This window comes from Streptomyces sp. SM1 (assembly GCF_002910825.1).
Lineage (GTDB): Bacteria > Actinomycetota > Actinomycetes > Streptomycetales > Streptomycetaceae > Streptomyces > Streptomyces okerensis.
Map to the genome: position 1 here is coordinate 13,602 of NZ_NEUB01001039.1, position 23,052 is coordinate 36,653.

Consider the following 23,052-nt stretch of genomic DNA (forward strand, 5'->3'; position numbering starts at 1 on the left):
TGTGGAAGGGGTCCGTAGTGGAAAACGTCGCTGGAGCGTGCGCAGCTGGGGAAGCGGGCCTTCGCGTGGTGTCCCCGGTGTTCAGGTCCGTCATGTGGCGCCTCCGTCCAACGAGCTCTCACGGCGGATGTCTGCGGCGGCCGCCGCTCCAGGGGCCGGCACCTGAGGTGGAGGGCCGGGGCGCGGTAGTTCTTCGGCAGGCGCGGGTTCCTCCCGCTCGGGCGGGGCACCGGGCATCTGCCGCAGGCCGCGCAGCGGAGAGAGCGCCAGGACCAGGAGCGGCACAGTGAGCAGAAAGGCACCGACGACCAGGGCGGCCCGGACACCGGCCCACGTCCCCAGTGCGCCGGCGAGCAGCGCGCCGACCGGCCTGGCACCCGATGTCAACCAGGTGCTCACCGCCTGCATCCGTGCCTGCATGCGGGAGTTGGTGATGATCTGACGGATTGACCGCTGGGTGGTGCCCGCCGCACCCGCGCACGCCAACTGCACGAACAGCGCCGCACCGATCACGATCTGCCAGCCAAGGCCGGGAGAGGCGAGCAGCAGCGGAATCTGGGTCACCGGCGTGATCGCGAGCGCGGCCAGCATCATCGGCCCGGGCCCGATCCGTCGAGCAAGGGCAGGGGCGAGGAGCGCGCCGGCGGCCGCGCCCAGGGCGCCGAGCCCCAGCACGACACCGAACGCCGTGGTGCTCATCGCAAGGGTGCGCAGCAAGTACAGCGCCCACAGTGTGTTGAGCAGTGCGAGGGCGAAGGAAGTCGACGCGTTGACCAGCGTCAAGGTACGCAGCCGGTCGTCACTGCGTACATACCGCACGCCCTCGCCGATCTCCGCCCACAGCCGACGCTCCCCGGTACGTGCCCGGTCGGTCTTGGGCATGCGGATGCGCGCGGTGCACCAGGCACTGATGAGATAGGAGAGGACGTCTCCGAGCAGGGCTCGGGCCGGTCCGACCAAGGCGGTCAGAGCGGCGCCGAGGTTGCTGCCGCCGGTCGCGGAGAGGGCGAAGAGTGCGCCGACCCGGCTGTTGCTCCGCTGGATCAAGGACCGGTCGACCAGGCTGGGCAGGATGCTGATGGCCGCCGCGTCATGCACCACGCCCGCGGCGCCCTGCACCACGGCGACCGCCATGAGCTGGGGCAGGGTCAGTGCGTCGAGGGCTGCCGCCACCGGCACCGTGGCCAGTGCGGCCGCACTGACCAGATCCCCGATGATCATCTGGCGCTGCTTGGAATGGCGGTCAGCGAGCGCCCCGGCGTGCAGGGCGAGCACCGCGGGTGGCAGCAGTCCAAGGAACGCCAACCAGGCCACCTGAGAGGTGGTGGCGTGCAGCTCCAGGACGGCGATCACCGGGATCACCATCGAGCTGATCGAGCTGCCGGTCACGCTGGCGCTCTGCCCGATCAGGAACGTCCGGAAGTTGCGGTGCCGCCACAGCGACGTCTGGAGCCGAGCGGGAGAGTCAGCGGAGCTGGTCACGGAGCACCTCCTCCGCCTCGTCCAGGCGGGCGCACAGCGCACCCAGGGCCTCGTGGCGGGCCCGCCCGTACGCCTCCAGCTGAGGGGTGACCGCGGTTGGGTCGTCGAGCGGCTCCGAGAGCGGGTACACCGAGCAGGCCAGGTAGCCGGCCGCCACCCGGGGCACCGTCATGAGGTCCTCGTCCGGCATGGCCGGGTTGGTCTCCCGGTAGGCGGCGACGGCCGTGGCCAGGCCCGTGGGCCAGTCCGGGGCGGTCAGGACCGTGCGCGGATCGAGCACGATGCGTCCCAGCTCCCACATCGGGCTGCGGTGCGTCGGCGGCCGGAAGTCGACGACCGCGGCGACCTTCTCGCCTCTCAGCATCAGGTTGAGGGAGGACAGGTCGCCATGGACGATCTGCGCTGCCAGGGTCAAGGGGAGCGCTTCGAGCATGGATGCCGTTGCGGGGAGTTCGTCCAGCCGTTGTTGGGCGGCGTCTCTCGACCACGCTCCGAACGCGGAACTCGGGGGTTGCTTCGCGTAGCTGTCGAGGAGCCGTTCCAGGCGCTGGCGGCCCCGCTCGATGTCACAGACCTCGTGGGACGGGGCGCGGCGCGGCGGCCCGTCCGGATGTCGCGCGAGCGTGCGGTGCAGTCGGCCCACGGTCGCGCCGACGGCGGCCCACTGCTCGCCGTGCAGGCCGCCTTCCGCTGTCTCGGCGCCCTCGGCGAACGCGGTGACGGCCACCGCCAGGCCGCCTTCGACGGCGATGAGGTCGCCGTCCAGGGTCCGGCGCATCGCCGGCACCGGGACCCCGCCGAGTGCGGCGAACTCGGCCAGCTCGAGGGCGCGCCCCTCGGCGCCCAGGTCAGCGTGCTCTGGGTAGGCCTTCACAAACCATCGGCGGCCGTCGCCGTCCTTGGCCACGTAGTTGCACGTGGCGGTCCCTGACGGCCCTTCGCGGACGTCGGTGGGGACGACGCGGTAGTGCAGCGCCAGGATTCCCGCCACGGCCGTGACGTCGAACTGCGCGTTCAATGCCCGGCCTCCGGCCTGCCGGGGCCGTTCATCAGCCGGCGCAGCGCCCGGGCGTCCGCCTGTAGTTGGGCCTCTTCCTGGCGCCCGAGGTCGAGCACATCGAAGGGCAAGGGGCCGCCCGGCGCCGGGTCCGCACCCGCCTCCCGTCGCGGCACGACGTGATGGTGGGCATGCGGAATGGCGTTACCGAGGAGCAGGTAGTTCATCTTCAACGGCTGGTAGTGCGCCTCAAGTGCGCGGCCCAGGGCGAGGGTGTCCCGCCAGAAGGCGGCGGCTTCGTCGTCCGAAAGTTCGGTGGGCTCGGCTACGTGGCGCGCGGTCACGATGGTGATGGAGTAGCCCCGGACTTGCCCAGAGCGCCAGAGATAGGACTGGGACACCTCGCCGCGGTGCAGCAGCAGCCCCCATCCGATGTCATCGGCCGTCCAGTCGTTGCCGCACATTGGGCAGTGGTGGCCGGCGCGGTGCGCGAGGAAGTGCTCAGGCCAGGAAGAGCTGGGTGTCGGTGGGAGCGTCACAGGTGCTCACCAGCCCGTCTGGGTGTACGGGCGGCCCGCGACGATACCTTCGATCGCCAGGCGGGTGTACGGCACGACCTTTGCCGGAAGATCCTGCGGGCTGAACCACCGCCACGCCACGCACCGGTCGGGCTCCAGGAGTTGCGGGGTACCGGACCATGCCCGGGCCTGGAAGACGAGCGCGATCCGTGCCCGCGCCGTCGGCGAGTCGACGTGGTGGACCACATGCACGAGCTCGATGTCACCGGGATCGATGATCAGCCCGGCCTCCTCCTGAGCTTCGCGCACCAAACAGCTGATGGCGGCTTCCCTCTCGCAATGACCTGCCAAAAAATGCCATTCGTCCGGCGCGAAGGCCGAGTCGGGATGGCGCAGTCCGAGGAGGATCCGGCCCTGCTCGTCCTGGAGGTGAAGGTGGACGCCGATGATGTGGAGTTCGGTCCCCTCCGGTGCCTCTTCGTGCAGTGGGCGGATGCGGTCCGGCGGGCTGCCGGCCGAGGGGTGCTCGGCCGCGTGGCGGCGGATCAGGTCGCCGAGACCGGGACTCATGGGTAGTCGGTCCAGCATGTCGGGGGTGAACCATTGCAGAAGGACGCCCTCTTGTAGGTCCGCCGTGTCGGGGTGTCCGCTCCAGCGGGCCGTGAAGACCTTGATCGGCACCGCGAGGCCGTCGACGCTCGTCGCCTCTTCGACTGCGTAGGGCGCCAAGCCCACCGGTGCAAGGCCGGGGGCCTCCTCGGCGAGCTCCCGCCGCAAGGTGTCCTCCAGGCACCGGTCATCCCTTTCGCGCCCGCCTCCCAGGAGGTCGAAGACCCCGGGCGCCCAGATGCCCTCCCGCAGATCCCTGAGATGAAGCAGGTAGCGTCCGAAGCCGTCGTGGACCAGAGCCGACGCGTTGACTGGCTCCGGCTGCCCGTCGAGCCCATCGGCCTCGGCGTCCGACAGCTTGGCCCGCAGCGTTGGGGACCTGACGTCGGCGAACGCAAGCCACTGGGAACCCGAGACCTCTTCGTCCTGGAGCCTGAGCGGCGGCAGCTGCTCGGCGCTGACGTAGAAGGCGAAGCGGAAGTCGAAGTGCTGATGGCTCGGCTCGCCCTTTGCGGGATTGGCGTCGATCCCGTGCACGTCGATGTCGATCGGGCCGCCCAGGAACTGCGGGGTCAGACACAGGTCACCGGGCCGGATGCCCGTCTCCTCGGACACCTCCCGAAGAGCAGCGGCCATCAGGCTCCGGTCCGCCTCGGCGTGCCCGCCCGGGGTGAGCAGCAGCCCAGTGGCCTTGTGGACGATGTGCAGTACGCGCCGGTCTCGGTCGATGACGACCGCGCTGCAGGTGACGTGGCCGGGAAGAGTCGCCCGGCTGGACGGGTCGTCCGGCCCGTCCAGGACGGCAAACAGGCCAGCCAGGGACTCTCGCTCGTGCGGGTGCCGAGTCAGGTAGCTGTCGAGGGTCGCGCGGATGTGGGAGCGGGTGATCGGCACGTCAACACCTCGGAGAAGCATGGAAGGGCTGGTGGATGGGTCGAGGGTGGGCGGGTCAGCGGGGGCCGTGCGCCCGGGCGGAGCTGGTGAAGTGGTGTCGGGGCCCTTCACGCGCGGGTTCCGTGCTTCTCGCCGTCCGGCTCCGAGGTGACCTGGTAGGACAGCAACTGCTGGAACGGGCCGCCTTCTTGGGCGGCGAGGTCCTTGTAGGTGCCCTCCTGCACGACTCTGCCCTCGTCGAGGACAACGATCCGGTCGGCCACGGCGACGTTGGTGATGCGATGCGTGACCAGCAACACCACCCGGTCCTGGGCCAGGTCCCGCAGCCGCTGGAAGATTCTGTATTCGGCGCGAGGGTCGAGGTTGGCGGTCGGTTCGTCGAGGACCAGGAGCCCTGCCTCGCGGAAGAATGCCCGGGCGAGCGCGATGCGCTGCCACTGGCCGCCGCTCAGTTCCTCGCCGTTCAGCCACTCGCGGGCCAGGAGCGTGTCCAGGCCGGCGCCGAGCTTGTCGACGACCTCGTCCGCGTCGGAGGCCTCGCAGGCTTCGAGGACCGCCGCGTCACCGCGGGCCGTGGGCTGCCCCTGGGTGACATTCTCGCGGACCGTCAGCGGCCAGTGCGCGTAGTCCTGTGGCACCAGGGCCACCTGCTGCCACAGTGCCTGCGGGTCGGCGTCGTCGGTGGGGACGCCGTCCCACAGCACCTGTCCTCCAGTGGGCAGGTACAGGCCGCTGACCAGCTTCGACAGCGTTGATTTCCCCGATCCGTTGAAGCCGACCAGTGCTGTGACCTCGCCCCGGCGCAGCGTGAGCGAGACGTCGGACAACGCGTCCTGGTCCTTCCCGGCGTAGCGGTGCGAGACCGACTTGATCTTGATCTCGTTTGGTGGCGCTGGCCGGTGCTCGCCGCGGCGCATGGTGTAGCCGCCGGCCAAGTCGAGGAACCGGGTCCAGTCGTCCATGTAGAGGCCGGTACGCACGGCACGGGCCCCGACGGCGACCAGCCCGCGTACCGACTGGCCCACCGTCTGCAGAGCGAAGACGGCCGTGCCGGCGTGGCCGACGCTGATGCGGCCGGTGGCCAGCAGCCACACCACCGCCGCCCACACGACAGCCGATCCGAGGCCGCCGCACAGCGCGCCGAACAGCGACATGCGGGCGCCCTTGTCGGCCGCGGTCCGGTCTTCGCGGTTGATCCGGGCGACCGTCTGCCGGTACCGGCCGGACAGGAATTCGGCCATGGTGCCGGCGCGGATCTGGTCGGCTGCCTCGCGGGTGAAGATGTGCCAACGCAGCACCGACAGCATGCGGTTGTCGCCGTTGCTGCGGAGGTTCGCCAGGTAGCGGACCCGGGCGGCGCTGACCTGGGCAAGGGCCTGCGGCAGGCTGGCCACGACCAGAAGGGGAAGCAGCACCCAGCTCACGCCGGCCAGCACGATGGCCCCGGCGAGGAAGGAGGCCGCCGAGGCGATCAGGTCCTGGCCCTCGTTGACCAGGTCCCCGGTGACCTGTGCTCCGCGGTCGGCGGCTTCGCGGTCGCGGTTGAAGTCGGGGTCGTCGTAGGCGGAGAGCTCCACCTCGGCGCAGCCGGTGAGCAGCATCTGCTCGGCTTCGCGCGACATGAGCGGGCCCAGTCGGGAGGAGAGCCAGCTGACGGTGATGCCCAGCAGCGCCCGCACCCCGGTCGCAGCCGCCAGCAGGGCTACGGACGGCCATGCCTGGAGGAGCCGGTGGTAGACGTCGCCACTGGTCAGCAGTGCGGTGAGGGTTCCGCTGATCGCGATGAGGCCCAGGGCCTGCATGACGCCGGCGACCGTCTGGCACAGCAGGAGACCGGTGGTGGCCTTCCGGTCGACGCGCCAGGCCAGTGCCAGCGAACGCCGCACCAGCTGGGGCAGGCGCCGGGCCATGTCGCGCATCCGGATGGAGCGGCCGGCCGCTTCACGGCTGCCGGTCAGGTCCACGTACCGCATCTCCGGGGCGGGGGAGGGCTGCTCCGCGCCGGCGCCCAGCGCGGCTTGCGGTGACGCGGTCGGCGGGGCGGGCGGAAGGGGGGTGGGGCGCGGCCCCGGGACGGTCTCGGCGGTTTCATCGGTCGACTCACTCATGCCACCCACCTCGTATCCAGACGTGCTGAGCAGCGGGTGTCGTCAACACGGCGCACCGTCACGGGGGTGGGCCGTCGTTCGATTCCGGAGGGCTGATGCACGAGGGTGGGGGCGGGATTCATGATGTCCTCCATCTGGGCGGGGAAGTGGCACTGGTGCTCTAAGAACGCGTCGGATCGGGCTCCGTCACGGCTCATTTCGTGAACACACGTTCTGATCGGGCTGTTGGGGCGGGCAGGGTGCGGCGGCGGGCCTTGAAATCTGTTCGACGCAGTCGGGTCACTCCTTCGGGGGATTGCCGTGCTGGCCGGGGATCCGGTGTGGGGCATGGCTGACCGGGCCGTGGCGAGGACGAGGCACGGCCCTGGTGGAGAGCGCTCAGATCAGGTAGAAGGCCGGTCGCGGATCATGCCGCGACGACCGTGAACGGCGCGGCGGGAAAGCGGCGGCCGTTGACCTGGATCGCGACGGTGTACGGGCCGGGAGTGATCTTCGTTGTGGCCGTCGAACGCAGCTTGTGCGGCTTGGCCAGAAGGAGCGGCCGGCCGGGCTGGACGGTGTTGCGGTTGAGGAAGTAGACCTTCTCGCGCGGCTTGCCGGTGGGGGTGGTGGAGGAAATCACGAACATGACATCCACCGGGACGGCCACGGTGGCGGTGAGGGCGGCGGAGAAGGTCAGCACGTCGCCGTCGGCCAACTCGGTACGTTCCAGGACGAGGGGTGTCAGCTCGAGAGGTGCGTCGTGCGGGTAGCCGAGGAAGGCGTAGGCGTCCGGCGAGCCCTTCTTGAGCCTGCTCCGCAGGGCCGTCCTGGCGATGAAGGCGAAGTGCTGGTCGGTGGCGCTGGCGGTGTCCTTCCACCGCCCGAGGGTGGCCAGGACGAGTTCGGGCTGCGTGCCGGCGAGGTCGTGGAGGTGGTTGGCGACGGAGGTACGGACGTAGGTGCTGGAATCGACGTAGAGCCGGTCGAGCACAGGGAGCGCCGCATCGTCGGGCAGGGAGATGCGGGGCGCGCAGGGCAGGAGGGGGCGGGTGGCTTCACTCGCGAGCCGGCGGGTCCGGTGGTCCTCGTCGCGGGACCACGCGTCAACGGCCTTCATCGTCTCGTCGGGGAAGTCGTTGAGGAAGTCCCGCACGGCGACCTCTGCCGAGAAGTACCGGGTGAAGCGCGCGAGGGCGTCGAGGGCTTGGTCCAGGTACTCGCCGGTGCGCAGGTAGCGCGCGACGAAGTCGGAGTGCGGGGAGTAGGTGTGCCACCCGAAGTCGTTTGTGATGCCGGCGGCTTCGGGAGTCGGCGGCAGCGAGCGCAGCAGGACGTCGAGGGCTTCGGTGCCGGTGACCGGAAGGTGGGTGTGCAGTGCCTGGCTGGTCCGAGAAATCCGGTCTTTCAGCTCCAGTGCGGGTAGGTCGGACATCACGTCCTGTACGAAGGCGCCGGCGTCGAAGTCTGGGCACACGCCGTGCACTTGGTGTCCGATCTGGGTGATGCGCTCGAGGTTGAGGGCGGTTTCCTTCAGGGGCACCTTCACGGCCTTCGCGGTCATGGGCAAACACTAGGGCTGGCGACGAGCGCAGACAGCGTGTTCTCGCCGCCGGTCATCCCTCGGAGCCACGGGAAGCGGCATGCTGTCGAACGGCAGCGCGATACAGCAGGCGGGGGTGGCGGGAGCTGTCGCACGGGGATGCGGTGTGGAGGGTGGCGAGGTTGTCCCACACGACGAGGTCGCCCTGACTCCAGCGATGGCTGTAGAGGTACGGCGCTCTGGTCGTGTGCTCCAGCAGGTCGTCGATCAGGGCGCGGCTGTCCTGATCGGAGAGTCCGGTGACGCAGCGGATCACCATGGAGCCGAGCAGCAGTGAGCGGGCTCCGGTGACCGGATGGGTCAGGACGAGCGGGTGCTCGACCTCTGGCTGGCCGGCGAGGCTCCCGGCCGCGGCCGACGACTGCCCGCCGCTGGCCTGGCTCTGCAACGCGCCGAGCTGCTGGATGGAGTGCACCGCGCGCATCTTCTCGATCCGCTGCCGTGCCGCCGGGGGGAGGCCGGTGTAGGCGCGGGTCGCGTCGGCGAAGCGGGTCTCGCCGCCTTCCTCGGGGGTGATGACCGAGTACAGCAGCGTCACGGCGGTCAGCTGTGGCTTGAAGCTGTTGTCGGCGTGCCATTCCTCCTCGTCGTCCCCGTCGTAGATGCCGACGTACTCGCCGTCCTCGACGATGTTGCTGATGACGGTCAGCCCGGGAAAGCCGCCGACGGCATAGCGGCGGTCGATGCTCGTGTCCACCGTTCCGAAGCAGGAGGCGACGGTCAGGAGATCGGCGTGGGTCAGGTGCTGGCGGGGCACGACCAGCAGCCTGTGCTGGTGCAGGGCTCGCGCCAGCTGGGGCGCGAGCCCTTCGGCTTCGGTCGCGAGGTTGCAGTCGACGACGGCGCCGAAGCCGCTGTCGTCGAGCGGGCGCAGCGACAAGGACATCGCGGCTCCTTTCGGAAGGGTGGCGGTCAGAACTGGGCCGACTGCTGGAAGACGCTGATGTCCTTGATGCCGGAGGCGGCCATACACAGCCGCTCGATGCCGATGCCGAGCCCGACGCTGTGGGCCGGCGCTTGCCCGGCGTCGATCGCCTTCCACGCCAGGGCCTGCTCGTCGTCGTACAGGTCCACCGCACGGGCCCGCTCGACGAACGCGGCCCGGTCGGGCTCGTCCTCGTAGCCGTGCACGACTTCGAGGCCGTCGATCAGGACCTCGAAACGGTTGAGGACGGCGGTCGTGCCCGGTGTGAGACGGGCGCACGGCTCGTCCCCGCCGATCGGGTACTCGGTCAGGAACAGTGCGGCACCCGTGCTCTGGGTCTCCAGTTCGCGCTCCACGAACCGGCCGAGCACCGTCTTGAACGGCACCTCGGTACCCATGTCCAGGTGGGCGGCCATCTGTGCGGGCAGATCGCCGAGGGGCTCGCGGCGCAGGTCGATGCCGAAGACGTCATGGATGTGGCCGGCGACAGAGACCCGCTCGGGGGTGTAACGGATGTGCGGGACGACCAGGCGCTCGGCCAGCGCGAACAGGAACTCGAAATTCTCGTCGGCGGCGTAGAGGTCGAGCATCTGGAACTCGGGCGCGTGCAGCTCGTCCGGCTTCTCGGGCCGGAAGCACTGACCGATTTCGAAGACCCGCCGGTGGTGCTCCATGTTCACGCGCAGCGCCGGGCCGATCATCGCCCGCAGGAAGCGGCCCCCGTCGAGATCGACCGGCACGCGACGTCCCGGGCCGAGGTCGGCTCTGCGCACCGTAGGGGTGACCACCTCGACGAACGTCTCTGAGCGCAGCGTGTCACGCAGGCTGAACAGCAGGTCGGACTTCATCACAACGGGGTTGAGCACGTGTGCTCCTCAAGGCCTCTGTTTTCAACGGCAAATGGAGGGAATCCGGTCGCCACGGCGTCCTCGTGCACGGCTCCTCGGCGGTCCCACAAGCTAGCCGCGGCGACGCGCGCAGCAGAAGCCCTTCTGCTGGCATCGCAGCGCCCGACGGCCCCGATCCGCCACTGTTCCAGGACGAGACTTCGGCGTTTCCGCAGCTCAGGTGGCATGGACGCGCAACGGTCACGCAACGGTCCCGTGCAACCGCCGCAACGCCCATAGCCGTTGCGGCTGCCTCCGGCGCAGCCCTAGCGTGACTGGCCAAGCGCCCAGCGCGACCACGTACCGCAACGCTCATCCACGGATGGAGCGGACGTGCTCCGGCGCGACTTTCCACCGGCGGGCGCTCGCGCCCATGACGTCCGAGCCGACGGTTCAGCACCTCACCCGACCGCGGCCCGGCAGCTCCATCAGCCGATCACACGGACTCGCGGGGTCACCCGCGACCGAAGAGGGAGAACCTCCATGACCGCTACCGCCGCAATGACCCCGGACACCGGCCTGAAGGCCGGCATGCGCCCGGACGCCCCGGACCTGAAGTTCGGCATGCGTCCCGACGCCACCGACCTGAAGCTCGGCATGCGTCCCGACGCGGGCGCCCTCAAGCTCGGGATGCGTCCCGACGCCACCGACCTCAAGACCGGCATGCGCCCCGACGCCCCGGAGCTCAAGCTCGGGATGCGTCCCGACGCCACCGATCTCAAGACCGGCATGCGCCCCGACGCCCCGGAGCTGAAGCTCGGGATGCGTCCCGACGCCACCGACCTCAAGGCCGGCATGCGCCCGGACAGCGCCCTCACCGCCGCCTGATCCGCGGCTGAACCACCCTTCCGTCGTCCTCCGGCGCGCCCGCCAACAGTGCGCCCGCCAGTGCGCTGCCCAGCCGCGGGCGCGCCGGAGCACGGCACATTCCCACCCCGCCACATCGACTGGAGGACCTGATGGGCAGCCCCGCCAGCAGGACCCGCAACGGCACCGGAGCCTCCGGCCCCGTGCGTAAGGCCCTCGGCCAGCAGCTCATCACCGACCTGGAGAAGCTCTGCGGACGCCCGACGATCGGTCTGTGGGATGTCGCCTGGGACCTTGTCGCGATCGCCGCCGCAGCGATCGCCGGGCATCTCGTCGGCCACGTCGTCGGCCCGCTGATCGCCGTCTGCTACATCGGCGTGCGCCAGCGCCACCTGTCCAACCTCGGGCACGAGTGCGTGCACTCCAAGCTCATGGCCACCCGCCGCGGCAACCGGGTCATCGGATACCTGCTGACCGGGCTACTCGGTGAGGGCTTCGCGCCGTACCGCAGCAGCCACTATGTGCACCACGCCAAGCTCGGCTCCGACGACGATCCGATGTTCCAGTCCTACCTCGCGGGCAACATCCGTGCCGCCGGCCGGGCGCCCAGCCGGCGCGCGTTCGTCCTGCGGGTCATCGTGCGCAACGCCATGTGGCGCCTGCCGAAGACCGCCGTGCTGACCCTGGTCACCCGCGCGCCGGGGGAGGCGTGGCGAGCGCTGGCCGCCCGTGCCCTGATCTGGGCGGCCGTCGTCGCCGCACTGTGGCCCGTGGGCGGCGTGCCGTACCTCCTGCTCTACTGGCTGCTCCCGCTCGTCTTGGTGCGGCCGGTCGTCACGTGGATCACTGATCTGGGCAACCACGCCGGGCTGATCGAGAACGACGACATCCTCCTGCAGACCCGCGGCTGGAGCTCGCACTGGCTCACCCGGCACCTGCTCGGCGGCCATCTCGACGACATGTACCACCCCGTCCACCACTGGTGTCCGCAGATCCCCTGGCGGCGCCTGCCCGAGGCCCGCGCCCTCACCTCGGAGCGTCTACAGCGGTGGGAGGAAGTGCCCTGGTGCTCCGGCTACTTCTTCCGCCGGCGCTCCACTCCCGACCAGCCGTGCGTGATCGAGGACATCATCGCCCGGCTCGCCACCGCCAGCGCCGCCTGCACCCCGCACCGGCACCCCTCGGCCGCCTGACCGCACCCTGAACCCGCCCGCCGAACCCCCGTACGGCACCGCCCCTCCCAGCGCGCACCCGCGCGCCGGAGGCAGGGGCGCGCCGTCGCCCGCCGCCGAGGAGGCGGCCCGCCATGCCCCAGACCGCCCCTGCCCCGCCGGCCCTGAACAGCTTCGACGAGTTCACCCGACTTGAAGAAGTGGTCCTCGGCCGCGCTGATCACTACAACGCCCACCACACCGACACCTCGTGGCGGCTGTTCTTCTACGACAACGTCGCCCCCGCCCTCGACGGGCATGCCAGCACGTCGGGGGAGGAACTCCTGCCGATCCCCCCGCAACTCCTTGACGAGCTCAACGAGGACATCGCCGGCCTGGCCGACGCCCTGACCGGATGCGGGGTGAACGTTCTGCGGCCCGCGGCCCCGGGCAAGGACGTCGACATCCGCTCCCCGCACTGGGACGCGAGGGCCACCCCGCCGCTCAACGTCCGCGACCAGAGCATCGTCCTGGGCAACACCATCGTGGAGACTGCGCCCCACGTCCGCGCCCGCATCTTCGAGAACGACCTGCTCAAGCCGGCCTTCTACCGCTACTACCAGGCCGGGGGTGGGAACTGGCTGAGCATGCCCCGGCCCGCCCTGACCCGTGACTCCCTCGACACCGGCTACTTCACCCGCCAGGGCTTGGACGTCGCCCGCGCCACCGAAGGCGAGATGGCCGGCACGATCGAGGGCCTGGGCCTGGAGATGGTCTTCGACGGCGCGCAGTGCATGCGCCTGGGCCGCGACGTCCTGGTCAACGTCGCCAACCTCAACCACGAACTCGCCCTGCGCTGGCTCCGGGACAACCTGCGCGACCTGCGATTCCACCGCCTGGACGCCATGGCGGATAACCACATCGACAGCGTTCTGGTCCCGCTGCGCCCCGGCCTGATGCTGCTGCGCTCACCGGAGTACCTGAAGTTTCTCCCCGAGGCCATGCAGTCCTGGGACGTGATCTACGCACCCGAGACCGACGACCGCAACTTCCCGGACTACAGCGACCTCGGCTTCGTCATCCCCATCGGCAGCCGGTACATGGACATCAACCTGCTGTCCGTCGACGAGAACACCGTCGTCGTCAACTCCCTCTACCCGGAGCTGATCGCCGTCCTGGAGCGCCGCGACTTCACCGTGATCCCGGTCCGCCACCGCCACCGGCGCCTGTTCGGCGGCGGTTTCCACTGCTTCACGCTCGACACCGTCCGCCGCGGCGGCCCCGAGGACTACCTCACCTGATCCCGCCGCCCGGCCACCCGGGCCCCTTGCCCCGCGCCGCCCGAACATCAGGAGACCCTTGATGAACAGCACCTACCCCTGGCCCCCCGACCAGGCATTCTGGACCGGCACCTTCCCCGAGCACACCACCGGACGGACCACGCCCTACCTGTTCAAGGGCATCATCCCCGCGGCCGCAGCCGGACCGGACGACGTCCTGGCGGGATTCGAGGCCATCCGCCGGGCCCACGCCGCCAGCGCCGACATCAAGGCGCACGCGCGCGTCTACGTCGGCGAGGACCGCCGCGACGACCTCCTGGCCCAAGCACTGACCGCCCCCTCCTGGGACGAGGGCGTGGACGCCTTCGTGCCGTGGATGCAAGATGTCGCCGCCGCCGAGCGGTTCTCCCTGGTCATCAACAACCTGGAGACCATCAGCCCCGCCCTCGCCGCCGGCCTCGGCACCTTCCTCAAGAGCGTCATCGACGGGTGGGGCCTGCCCCTGGGCGGCGCCGAACAGGTCGCCTTCGCCGGCAACTACAGCGGGACCGCGTTCGGCATCCACGAGGGCTACGAGGACGCCTTCCTCGTCCACCTCGGCCCCAACGCCAAGAACTTCTACTGCTGGCCCGCCGAGCAGTACGAGAAGCTCACTGGCGGCAAAAAGGCCACCCTCGGCGACTACCAGGCGCTGCTGGAAGAGGCCGAGCACTTCCTCCTGGAGCCGGGCGACGCCCTGTTCCTGCCCCGCCGGGTCTTCCACGTCGGCACCCAGGACACCTTCTCCGTCTCGGTGGCCATGCCGCTCTACACCTACCCGTACGCGCAGATCCTGCAGAGCCGCATCATCCCGGACGTGCTCGCCGCGCTGGCCGGCGAGGGACCCGACGACCCGCTCAACGAGCCCTCCGCGATGGCGGACACGGCGGTTGGGCTCGACGCCGTCGCCGACCGGCTGTCCGGCGTCGGCCGCGAACTGCTGCTCCTCGCCGTCGACCGCGTCGGCGGCGAGGCCCGCCAGCACGCCGAGCAGCGGTGGGCCACGCTGCTCAGCAACGGCGGCTGGGAACTCGTCGAAGGTGACCTCGCCCGCCAGGAAGCCGCGGACGCCTTCGACCCCGAGCAGGTGACGCCCGGCGCCGAGATCACCCTGATCGCCCCCTACCAGGTGACCACCCTCGACAGCGGCGACGACACCCGGCAGGTCCTGCTGCGCGGCCATCAGACGGGCATCGCCCTCGATGACGCGGCCCTGGACCGGGACACCGTCGCCGCGCTCAACGACGGCGACACGATCGCTCTGCCTGACAACCCCGAACTCCTCACGGCCGTCCGGGCCCTGGGAGCCACCGGCGGCCTGCATCTGTCGCCCCGCCCCGCCGACACGGAGGACACCAAGAAATGACCCCCGACAACAGCCTCATCCAGGCGTACATCAAGGCCAACCCCGAGACGCAGAGCGCCGTCAACGGCACCCTGCTGGGCAAGTTCACCTCCGGCAACGCCCTGGTCACCGCGCACCTGACGCCGATGGTCGACTGGACGTACGGGAAGATCGCCGAGAAGGTCGGCGCGGCCGACCTCAACGAGCGCCAGGCCCGGATGTACATCGAAGAGCTGAGCGTCTTCGCCCGCTACAACGCGCAGTACCTCAAGGCGGCCGCCACCAGCGTGGAGGGGTTCTGCCCCGAACTCGCGCACGAGCTGCGCCGCAACCACCTGGAAGAGGGCGGCGAGCGCGGCAAGGTCCCCGCGCACTACGTCCTCTACACCAACGCGCTCCTGTCCGATCTCGGACTCCTCGTCAACGGCCACGTGCCCGCCCGCGAGACCGAGACGCTGGTCAACCTCCACCAGTGGATGGTCGGCTCGCACATGCCCAGCCACATCGCGGGCGCCTACTACGCGACCGAGGCCGTGGCGATCGCCGAGACCGAGATCCTGCGCGACATCACCAACCGCTACGGCGTGCTGACCGGTCAGGGCAGCGGCAGCGAGCTCAAGGCCCTGCAGTACTACTACGAGCTCCACCTCGACGACGAACACGAGGCCGCCCAGGTCGGCGGGCTGAGCGTCGAGGCTGCCCACATCGAAGGTCTGGCGCGATTCATCAGAGAGAGTGAACTCTTCCACATCGACCTGCCCCAGGCCCTCGACGGCTTCCTCACGATCGCAGAGGGAATGACACACTGGTGGGCTCAACTCGCCCACCGTGCCTCGGAGATGAACTGATGAACGCCACCCCCGACATCGTCGCCGCAGCCCAGGAGCGCTCCGGCGGATGCCTGTGCGGACGGATCCGCTTCACCGTCAAGGGGCCGGCCGTCTACCCGCACACGTGCAGCTGCCCGCACTGCCAAAAGCTCGGAGGCGGGCCGATGATGTGGTGGGCCGGCTTCGCTCCGGACGGTGTCACCTGGACCAACGGGGTCGAGCCGACCTGGTTCGAGACGTTCCCGGGCGAGGCCAAGCGCGGATTCTGCCCGGACTGCGGCAGCCGCCTCGCGGCGATCGACAGCGACGTCCCCGAGCTCGGCATCGTCGTCACGGCCCTGGACAACACCAGCGGAGCCGACCTCGTCCCCGTCAACCAGTCCTTCCGCGACAACAACGTGCGCTGGCTGCCCCAGGTCCCAGACACCCAGAAGAAGAGCCCCGTCGGCTGACACCCGCGAGACCTCCGGGGGCCGGCAGCCTGACCTGCCGGCCCCCGGACCCCGCCCCTCCTGGGCTCGTCTGCGCCGCGTCCGCCTCGCCGTTCGACCCGCCCAGCACCAGACCCAGGAGGGCTCATCGTGCTCATCCCGCACGCCACCAGCGAGTACGGCGCCCTGCGCCACGTCGCTCTGCGTTACGCCGGCGATGTCACCCCCGACCTCGACGGTCCCGACGTCCATCCCGTCCTGGCCCGCCAGAAGACCACCAGTTCCTGGAGGCCGTACGACCCGGCCACCGTCCGCGCCCAGCAGGACACCCTGATCGACCTGCTGCGCAGCCGCGGCACGGAGGTGACCCTCCTCGACGCGGCGCCGGGCTGCCCGGTCCAGCACTACCCCCGCGACATCGCCTTCGTCATCGACCACGTCCTGGTCATGGCACGCCTGAACTCGGTTCACCGCCTCCCGGAGGCTGACGCGCTCACCGCGCTCATGACCGAGGCCCCGCACGTCGTTCATCTCGACGAGGGCACCATCGAGGGCGGTGACGTCATCCTCCACACCGACACCGTCCTGGTCGGCCTCGGTGAGGAGACATCCCCCAAGGGCGTCACGGCGCTGCAACAGGCTCTGTCCCACCACGGCGTCGCCCGCGAAGTGCGCCCGGTCCGCTTCGCCGTCGACGGCATCGTCCACCTGGACGATCACTTCACCATCGTCGCCCCCGACACCGCCCTCATCCACCGCGCCGTCTTCCCGCCCGCCGAACTGCGCTGGTTCGAGCAGCACTTCGACCTCATCGACGTCCACGACGACGAAGCCCGTGCAGTGCAGGCCAACGTCCTGGCGCTCGCGCCGGGAACCGTGATCATCGCCGTCGGCAGCGACCGCATCGCCGCGCAGCTCGCCGGCCGCGGACTCGAGGTCCTGGCCGTCGACTACTCCGAGGTCACCCGCATCCCCGGCTCGCTTCGCTGCACCACTTTGCCGCTGACCCGCGCCTGATCCACTCCATCCCCCGCCCGGCGCCCGCCTGCCGTCCCGCCGCGCGGCCATCCGCCCCGACTCCCGGAGCTGCCGTGTCCGATTCGCTGCTGCCCGTGCTCCTCGCCGTCCCGGTCGTGGTCCTCGCCTGCCAGGTAGGCGGGAGCGCCGTACGGCTATTCGGCCAGCCGCCGGTCATCGGCGAAGTCCTGGCCGGGATCCTGCTCGGACCCTCGCTGCTCGGCTGGCTCGCCCCCAGCGTCCAGCACCATCTCTTGCCGCCCTCGGTCCTGCCCATCACCTCCGCCCTGGGCAACCTGGGCCTTTTAACGTTCCTCTTCCTGATCGGACTGGAACTCGACCTCCGTACCCTGGGCACCAGCCGAGGCGCGGTCGCCGCCGTCAGCCTCAGCGGCGTCCTGCTCCCCATGGCCCTCGGCGCCGGCCTGGCCGCGGCGCTCTACCCGCACTTCGCCCCCGACGGGGTCGGCCGGCTGCCGTTCACCCTGTTCGTCGCCGTCGCCGTGAGCATCACGGCCTTCCCGGTCCTCGCACGGATCCTCGCTGACAGAGGCATGGAGACCACGCCCCTGGGTGCCTTCGCCCTGGCCTGCGCCGCCACCGACGACGCTCTCGCCTGGTGCCTGCTCACCGCGGTCGTCGCCCTGTCCACCTCCGGCACCGCCCTGTCGGCCCTGACCACCCTCGCCCTGACCGCTGCCTTCGCCGCCGGCCTCACCGCCCTGCGCCCGGCACTGCGCGCCCTGCTCGAACGCGCCGGCCGCACTTCCGACGACCTCGTCCTGGTCCTGCTTTTCGCCGGACTGTGCCTCAGCGCCTACACCACCGACCAGATCGGCGTGCACCCCGCCTTCGGCGCCTTCCTGTTCGGCGCATGCGCGCCCCGGGGCCTCCGGGCCGTCGAGCGCAGCGCCGCCCGCATCCGCGCTGTCGTCCTTCCCCTCTTGCTGCCGCTGTTCTTCGTCGACACCGGCCTGCACACCGACCTCTCCACACTGCCGGCCGGACAGTGGGGCTGGGGAGCGGCGATCCTGGGCATCGCCGTCATCGGCAAATGGGGCGGCGCTGCCGGCGCAGCGCGGCTCACCGGCTTCGACTGGCGCTGGTCGGCCGCCGTCGGCACGCTCATGAACTGCCGCGGCCTGACCGAACTCGTCGTGCTCGGCATCGGCATCCAGATCGGCGTCATCAGCGAGCCCCTGTTCACCCTCCTGGTGGTCATGACCGTCATCACCACCGCAGCCACCGCCCCGATACTCAGGCGCGTTGCCAGCGACGACCCGAGGATGACCCCGTCGGCCCCGCACGCCGAATCCGAGCGTGACCCCGCCCGAGAGGCCACGGGATGACCCCGCCTCCGAACCCGGTTCTGGAAGCCGTCCTCAGTCGGCGCAGTACCCCCCGCTTGACCGAGCCCGCGCCCGGCCGCCACGACCTGGAGCGCCTCGTCCAGGCCGCGGCCACCGCACCCGACCACGGGCGACTCCACCCATGGCGGCTGATCGCGGTGACCGGCGACGAGCGGGCCCGACTCGGTGAGGTGCTCGGCGAAGCCGCCGCGCCGGAGCAGGCCCGGCGCGCCGCCGCGAAGCCTCTACGCGCCCCGCTGCTCCTGCCGATCGTGCACTGCCCTGTACCCGACCATCCGAAGGTTCCCGACTGGGAGCAGCTGGCCGCCACCACCGGCATGGTCACCATGCTGTCGCTGCTCCTGCACAGCCACGGCTGGGCATCGATCTGGCGCACCGGGTCCGCAATCCAGGCCCCCCAGGTCCGCAAGTACCTCGGCGTCGCCGATGGGGAGCAGCTGCTGGGCTGGCTGTACGTCGGCACCCGCTGTACGCCCGGCACTTCCGCTGAACGGCCTCCGCTCGACACCACGGTCAAGATCACCTGGCCCGACGATGCGAGCGGCTGAGCCTCCCGCCAGCACTCGGACACGCAGACCAGGCCCGACAGCTCCTGCGGGCGCCAGACCGAACCCTGCTGAGCACCACCGTGAAAGGCCGACCATGCACAACATCCACCAAATCGAGACACACGGGCGCCCCGTACGCGTGAGCGTGGACCCCGAACCCGAGCAGGAAGGACGTCCCGCCCTGTGGCCGAGCGTGGGGGAGTACCCCATCTACGACCCGTTCCTCTACACGACCATGACCACCGACGACGAACGCAACAAGCGCTTCCGCACGGCACTGTCCCACCTCGCCCCCAACAGGCGCATATTGGACATCGGGACTGGACAAGACCTTCTCTGGGCGCGCGAAGGAGTCCAGGCGGGCGCCCGGCACGCTGTGGCCATCGAGGTCATTGAGGACGCGTTCCACAAGGCGGCGGCAAACCTGTCGGCCTTCGACCCACAGGACCGGATCACGCTCCTGCACGGCCAGTCGACCAACCTCCAGTTCGCGCCCAGAGCCGATGTCTGCGTCGCGGAGATCATCGGCTCCCTGGCGGGCGCCGAAGGCGCGGCGGCCGTCCTGACCGATGCCCGGAGCCGCCTCTTGGCGCCCGGGGGACTCGTGGTGCCCCACCGCGCGGAGACCCTGGCCGCAGCAGCCTGCCTGTCCGATCTGCTTCCCGAGCAGCCGGTGGCGTTCGCCGAGGCATCCCTTCCGTACCTACGGAGCATCTTCGACTGGCACGGCACGCCCTTCGACGTGCGGCTCAGGGTCGAAAACCCCTCTATCGGGGCGCTGCTCTCCGAAGGCGTGCCCGTCGAGGTGCTCGACTTCAACGGCGATCTGCGGACGGAGCAGCGCAGGACAACGCGCTTGGTCATCACGCGGCCCGGCCGCGTGGACGGCGTGCTCACATGGCTCAATCTCTGGTGCCTGCCGGACGAAGAGCCACTGGATGCCCTGCACATGAAGACGAACTGGGCCACCATCTACCTGCCGCTCTTCGACAGCCCCAGGCCCGTCGCTCCTGGAGACGTCCTGGAACTCACTTTCGCGGCCGCTCTCAGCGACGACGGGGTTCATCCGGACTATCAACTCAGTGCCGCACTGCACACCCCGAATGGAGAAGGCCACCACGGCTCCCTGGAATCCCCGCACCACGGCGGTCCCTTCAGGGCCCACTGGATTTACCGGAGCCTGTTCCCGACAAGCTGACAGACGCCCAGGGCAGGCGGGTTTCGCAGCCGGGTCAGAGCACGACGTGGCGGCCTCTGGCCTCGGATGCGTACAGCACAGGTCAGAAGCCGCGTAGCGGCTCGCCTGCCTTCAAGTGGTCGAGACGTTCGGAGAGCCGCCGGCTCATCAGGTGTTGGGACGCCTGGGAGGCGCGCTTCGAGGCAGTCGCGTGCTCAGCCGAGTCGCCGCGCAGCCGGGCCAGCTCGGCCTCGGTGATCAGGAGTTCAACCGTGTCCCGTGTCCGGTCCGACGGAAGGGCCGACGCCTCCTTCAGGGCCTGTACCCCCTGTTCGGCCAGCCCTGCCACGGCGAATGCCCATGCCGCCTGCCCCTCCAACTCGCGCAGGTCGAACCACTCCAGCCAGGTCGGGCCGGTGCTGCTCTGAGCGCGGGCGAAGAACTCGCGGGCACGCTTCACCGCAGCCACGACATGGTCCGTCTGCTCGTTCAGCGCCCATGCTCGCGCTTCGGTCACGCACGCGTAGGCCCTGACGAGGGGAGGCGTCCCCTCGGCCGCCAGGACAGCACTGCGGGCGTGCGCGAGGACGTCGGCCCGCCCGCCCTGGGTCGCAGCCAGTCGGGCTTGGTGGATGTGGACCCGGGTGATGCGGGCGCGGTCGCCGATCGCCTGGGCGAGCCGCATCGCCTGAAGGTCGTATCGCTGGGCCAGGCCGGGGAGCTGGTCGTCGTAGGCCATCGACGCCATCGCGAGTACCGCGTCCACCACGCTGCCGTACAGCCGGCGCCCGGTCCGCGCGGAGAAGCTCCCGTTCAACATCGGCGTGGCGTGCGTGTCCATCATCGACGCGAACACCCCGCGGAACTTGCCCCCGCCGTGCTGCGAGTCCAGCCTTCCGTACAACCTGGTCTGCTCGTCAAGCAGGTCGATGTCCGCCGCCGTGACCTTGTGCCGTCCCTGGCCACCGATAACGGCGTCCGCCGGCATCACGAGTGCCTCCCGCGACGCAGGACCGAACACGCTCGGAGAGAACGCGCTCTTGACCACGTTGCGCCTGCGCATGGCATCCAAGGCCCACAGCTTGGAGAGCATGCGCACGGCGTGGGGGACGTCCAAGTACTCCAACGACTGTGCCGCGACCAGGCCGGTGTCAGACGGCCAGCCCAAGCTCTCCGGCGTCACGACCCGGTTCAGCGCTGCCGACAGCACGTAACATGCGGCGGCTGCCAGGTCGTCGCCGGGCGTCGCGCCCTTGCACCACCGCGAGACGGTGCTCGTGACCACCGAATAGGGCAGACGGATCGCTTCGCACCGTGCGCCGATCCGGCGGGCGAAGCCGCTCATCGACCAGTCCAGCATCTCAAGGTGCTTGAGTAAGACCTCGTTGCGCTCCGATCTCGGACTCATCGTCGCGCCGCCCATCCCGGTGGGGACAGGAAGAGAACCGGAGCGTCGACGGCTGGGCCCCGAGCGCCCGGGTGCCTCGGCTTGCTGCGGCTTCGGCGGGCCTGTGGGCCGAAGCTCTCCAGGACCAGCGTTGTCCGGCTGACGGTCATCGCTGGTCCTTCGAGATACGGCGGATGACGAGAGGTGAAGGAGTGCGGATCGCCGGCCAGGTGCCCCGGGTCGCCGACAGCAGCGGATCCTGCTGCCCGGTCCGCCCACCGATCGGGTCCGTCTCGCCCGTTGCGGGCTCGGGATGCTGGTCGTATATCGAGACGTGACGGAGAAAGGCGTGGATGGCGGACGGCGCGTACCCGAAGTACTTGCCGCGCTCTGCGTCGTCCCAGGGCTGTCGAGGGCCCCAGTCGACGGTGTGACAGGTGTCGAAGTAGACCGACAGGCCGAGCCGGATACGCGGAAAGCCAGGTCGACCCCGAAGGGCCGCCCAGACACGCACGGCGTCGGTCACGGTGCCCACGGACAGGTAGCCACCCCTGCGGGTGCCGCCGACGGGCACCGCGAGGAGCACGTCGCCGTCCACCTTCACACCGACCGCGCAGTCGAGGAGGTCCGGTTCGGCAAGGCGCTGCCGGAACCAGGTGTAGTCCTCGGCACACCCCTGGGGCGAGGGACGGCAGAGCGGCGCGGCAATGCGCGCGACCAGGGAGCGGGGCATGCGGAGCGTGTGCCTTCCGCCGTGGCCTTCGGTCATGCCGTGCGGCTGATCGGGTTGTTGAGGATGTTGGTGAGGGTGTCCCGGTCCAGGCGCACCACGACCGTGTGGTGGTCGGATAAGCCCTTCATATTGATGACCTCGACCTCGCGCACGGCAGGCAGGAGCTGCTTGCTGGCGTAGATCCGGTCGATGCGCGAGTCCGGCCCGTGCGTTTCGTAGGCGTCGACCGTCGGCGCGACTGCGGCGGTGTTGCCCGCGGTGGTGGCGAGGTGGCGGGCGACGTCCTGGAGGCCGGCGGTGCGCAGGGTGTCGTCCGGTCGGTCGTCCATCCGGCGCACGTTGTCCAGTCCGATGTAGGAGCGGTGCGCCCGGTGGGGCTCGTCGGGGATCTCCTCCAGGACGGGCAGGGCCGGATCCCCCGGGGTGCCGGGCACGGGGTAGCTGTTGTTGTCGCCGCCGAGCAGCGCCGGGTAGTGGACGCGCCGGCCGTCGACCTTGACCCATCTGTCGTTCCACTGGGTCAGCCGCTCGGCCTCCGACAGGCGCGTGGTGGTGGAGCCGTAGTTGAGGTGGTACGAGCCCACGATCAACGGGACCGCGCCAGGGGCTGTGCCAGCGAGCTGCAGGCTGCGCACGGTCGGCGGGAGCACCCACATGGGGCCGGTCTTCGGGAACTCGCCGACGGGGGTGAAGAGGTTGGTGTCGTGGTAGAGGGCGGTGCAGCACTCGGGGCCGATCAGTCCGGCCATGCCGAGCACGGCTTCGGCCGCGTCTGCGAGCGCGTTGCCGTCGTCCTGCGCGTTCCACACCTCCTGCCGCAGGAGCAGATGCAGGTCGAGCGACGCCAACTTGTCGTGCATCCGCTGCCACAGTGCGCGGTCGCCGCCGCCGTTGTTCTCGAAGTTGCAGATCGCCGCGTTGATGAGCATGGAGAT

Annotated in this window: 21 protein-coding genes; 10 read left to right on the forward strand and 11 right to left on the reverse strand. The window is 70.2% G+C overall.

The features are described from left to right. Positions 1-90: 90 nt before the first annotated feature. From B9S61_RS38355 to B9S61_RS38390, 8 genes are all read right to left on the reverse strand, one after another. Complete coding sequence (locus tag B9S61_RS38355; protein WP_103546294.1) at positions 91-1,482, reverse strand: MFS transporter; 1,392 nt, start codon at positions 1,480-1,482, stop codon at positions 91-93. Then, the gene (locus tag B9S61_RS38360; RefSeq protein WP_103546295.1) at positions 1,466-2,500 is read right to left on the reverse strand and encodes a phosphotransferase enzyme family protein; all 1,035 of its coding nucleotides are present in this window, start codon (positions 2,498-2,500) and stop codon (positions 1,466-1,468) included. Before B9S61_RS38360 ends, B9S61_RS38355 begins: the two co-directional genes overlap by 17 nt. Beyond that, a complete protein-coding gene (locus tag B9S61_RS38365; RefSeq protein ID WP_006378580.1) occupies positions 2,497-2,943 on the reverse strand; it encodes an HIT family protein in 447 nt (148 codons plus the stop codon). Before B9S61_RS38365 ends, B9S61_RS38360 begins: the two co-directional genes overlap by 4 nt. A gap of 81 nt (positions 2,944-3,024) precedes the next feature. Further along, entirely contained in the window at positions 3,025-4,500 is a 1,476-nt protein-coding gene (locus B9S61_RS38370) for an NUDIX domain-containing protein (RefSeq protein ID WP_103546296.1), read from the reverse strand. A 107-nt stretch (positions 4,501-4,607) separates the two neighbouring features. Next, complete coding sequence (locus tag B9S61_RS38375; RefSeq protein ID WP_044472955.1) at positions 4,608-6,473, reverse strand: ABC transporter ATP-binding protein; 1,866 nt, start codon at positions 6,471-6,473, stop codon at positions 4,608-4,610. Between the two features lie 541 nt (positions 6,474-7,014). Beyond that, positions 7,015-8,151, reverse strand: a complete 1,137-nt coding sequence (locus tag B9S61_RS38380; RefSeq protein ID WP_103546297.1) for a hypothetical protein — start codon at positions 8,149-8,151, stop codon at positions 7,015-7,017. Between the two features lie 52 nt (positions 8,152-8,203). Beyond that, positions 8,204-9,076, reverse strand: coding sequence for a TauD/TfdA family dioxygenase (locus B9S61_RS38385; RefSeq protein ID WP_006378998.1), 873 nt, complete (start codon positions 9,074-9,076; stop codon positions 8,204-8,206). Positions 9,077-9,102: 26 nt separating this feature from the next. Beyond that, the gene (locus tag B9S61_RS38390; protein WP_006379091.1) at positions 9,103-9,981 is read right to left on the reverse strand and encodes an amino acid--tRNA ligase-related protein; all 879 of its coding nucleotides are present in this window, start codon (positions 9,979-9,981) and stop codon (positions 9,103-9,105) included. Between the two features lie 504 nt (positions 9,982-10,485). Between B9S61_RS38390 and B9S61_RS38395 the strand changes: the two genes are divergently transcribed. From B9S61_RS38395 to B9S61_RS38440, 10 genes are all read left to right on the forward strand, one after another. Beyond that, positions 10,486-10,830, forward strand: coding sequence for a hypothetical protein (locus B9S61_RS38395; protein WP_103546298.1), 345 nt, complete (start codon positions 10,486-10,488; stop codon positions 10,828-10,830). A 131-nt stretch (positions 10,831-10,961) separates the two neighbouring features. Continuing rightward, positions 10,962-12,002 carry a fatty acid desaturase gene (locus tag B9S61_RS38400; protein ID WP_006378956.1) on the forward strand — a complete coding sequence of 347 codons (1,041 nt, stop codon included), beginning with the start codon at positions 10,962-10,964 and terminating at the stop codon, positions 12,000-12,002. Between the two features lie 113 nt (positions 12,003-12,115). Beyond that, a complete protein-coding gene (locus B9S61_RS38405; protein WP_103546299.1) occupies positions 12,116-13,261 on the forward strand; it encodes an inosamine-phosphate amidinotransferase 1 in 1,146 nt (381 codons plus the stop codon). Positions 13,262-13,322: 61 nt separating this feature from the next. Next, the gene (locus tag B9S61_RS38410; RefSeq protein ID WP_006378816.1) at positions 13,323-14,645 is read left to right on the forward strand and encodes a JmjC domain-containing protein; all 1,323 of its coding nucleotides are present in this window, start codon (positions 13,323-13,325) and stop codon (positions 14,643-14,645) included. Further along, a complete protein-coding gene (locus tag B9S61_RS38415; RefSeq protein ID WP_103546300.1) occupies positions 14,642-15,472 on the forward strand; it encodes a DUF3865 domain-containing protein in 831 nt (276 codons plus the stop codon). Before B9S61_RS38410 ends, B9S61_RS38415 begins: the two co-directional genes overlap by 4 nt. Continuing rightward, positions 15,472-15,906, forward strand: a complete 435-nt coding sequence (locus tag B9S61_RS38420) for a GFA family protein (RefSeq protein WP_006378701.1) — start codon at positions 15,472-15,474, stop codon at positions 15,904-15,906. The genes B9S61_RS38415 and B9S61_RS38420 overlap by 1 nt, the downstream gene beginning before the upstream one ends. 129 nt (positions 15,907-16,035) lie before the next feature. After that, a complete protein-coding gene (locus tag B9S61_RS38425) occupies positions 16,036-16,902 on the forward strand; it encodes a dimethylarginine dimethylaminohydrolase family protein (RefSeq protein WP_006378929.1) in 867 nt (288 codons plus the stop codon). A gap of 74 nt (positions 16,903-16,976) precedes the next feature. After that, complete coding sequence (locus tag B9S61_RS38430) at positions 16,977-18,251, forward strand: cation:proton antiporter (protein WP_103546301.1); 1,275 nt, start codon at positions 16,977-16,979, stop codon at positions 18,249-18,251. Then, a complete protein-coding gene (locus B9S61_RS38435; RefSeq protein WP_103546302.1) occupies positions 18,248-18,820 on the forward strand; it encodes a nitroreductase in 573 nt (190 codons plus the stop codon). Before B9S61_RS38430 ends, B9S61_RS38435 begins: the two co-directional genes overlap by 4 nt. 235 nt (positions 18,821-19,055) lie before the next feature. After that, entirely contained in the window at positions 19,056-20,018 is a 963-nt protein-coding gene (locus B9S61_RS38440; protein ID WP_258040108.1) for a class I SAM-dependent methyltransferase, read from the forward strand. A gap of 82 nt (positions 20,019-20,100) precedes the next feature. Here B9S61_RS38440 and B9S61_RS38445 read toward each other — a convergent pair whose 3' ends face one another. From B9S61_RS38445 to B9S61_RS38455, 3 genes are all read right to left on the reverse strand, one after another. After that, positions 20,101-21,420: a hypothetical protein gene (locus tag B9S61_RS38445; protein WP_006379171.1), complete on the reverse strand. Its 1,320-nt coding sequence runs from the start codon at positions 21,418-21,420 to the stop codon at positions 20,101-20,103. Positions 21,421-21,550: 130 nt separating this feature from the next. Continuing rightward, complete coding sequence (locus B9S61_RS38450) at positions 21,551-22,117, reverse strand: DUF6302 family protein (RefSeq protein ID WP_181007733.1); 567 nt, start codon at positions 22,115-22,117, stop codon at positions 21,551-21,553. A 32-nt stretch (positions 22,118-22,149) separates the two neighbouring features. After that, complete coding sequence (locus B9S61_RS38455; RefSeq protein ID WP_024127146.1) at positions 22,150-23,046, reverse strand: hypothetical protein; 897 nt, start codon at positions 23,044-23,046, stop codon at positions 22,150-22,152. Positions 23,047-23,052 lie beyond the last annotated feature (6 nt).

Excerpts from the sequence above, each read along its gene's own strand:
- B9S61_RS38435 (WP_103546302.1), top strand. The coding sequence starts at position 18,248 with ATGACCCCGCCTCCGAACCCGGTTCTGGAAGCCGTCCTCAGTCGGCGC.
- B9S61_RS38400 (WP_006378956.1), top strand. The coding sequence starts at position 10,962 with ATGGGCAGCCCCGCCAGCAGGACCCGCAACGGCACCGGAGCCTCCGGC.
- B9S61_RS38415 (WP_103546300.1), top strand. The coding sequence starts at position 14,642 with ATGACCCCCGACAACAGCCTCATCCAGGCGTACATCAAGGCCAACCCC.
- B9S61_RS38380 (WP_103546297.1), bottom strand. The coding sequence starts at position 8,151 with ATGACCGCGAAGGCCGTGAAGGTGCCCCTGAAGGAAACCGCCCTCAAC.
- B9S61_RS38375 (WP_044472955.1), bottom strand. The coding sequence starts at position 6,473 with ATGCGGTACGTGGACCTGACCGGCAGCCGTGAAGCGGCCGGCCGCTCC.
- B9S61_RS38440 (WP_258040108.1), top strand. The coding sequence starts at position 19,056 with ATGACCACCGACGACGAACGCAACAAGCGCTTCCGCACGGCACTGTCC.
- B9S61_RS38420 (WP_006378701.1), top strand. The coding sequence starts at position 15,472 with ATGAACGCCACCCCCGACATCGTCGCCGCAGCCCAGGAGCGCTCCGGC.
- B9S61_RS38410 (WP_006378816.1), top strand. The coding sequence starts at position 13,323 with ATGAACAGCACCTACCCCTGGCCCCCCGACCAGGCATTCTGGACCGGC.
- B9S61_RS38445 (WP_006379171.1), bottom strand. The coding sequence starts at position 21,420 with ATGGGCGGCGCGACGATGAGTCCGAGATCGGAGCGCAACGAGGTCTTA.
- B9S61_RS38385 (WP_006378998.1), bottom strand. The coding sequence starts at position 9,076 with ATGTCCTTGTCGCTGCGCCCGCTCGACGACAGCGGCTTCGGCGCCGTC.
- B9S61_RS38450 (WP_181007733.1), bottom strand. The coding sequence starts at position 22,117 with ATGCCCCGCTCCCTGGTCGCGCGCATTGCCGCGCCGCTCTGCCGTCCC.
- B9S61_RS38395 (WP_103546298.1), top strand. The coding sequence starts at position 10,486 with ATGACCGCTACCGCCGCAATGACCCCGGACACCGGCCTGAAGGCCGGC.
- B9S61_RS38365 (WP_006378580.1), bottom strand. The coding sequence starts at position 2,943 with ATGTGCGGCAACGACTGGACGGCCGATGACATCGGATGGGGGCTGCTG.
- B9S61_RS38455 (WP_024127146.1), bottom strand. The coding sequence starts at position 23,046 with ATGCTCATCAACGCGGCGATCTGCAACTTCGAGAACAACGGCGGCGGC.
- B9S61_RS38405 (WP_103546299.1), top strand. The coding sequence starts at position 12,116 with ATGCCCCAGACCGCCCCTGCCCCGCCGGCCCTGAACAGCTTCGACGAG.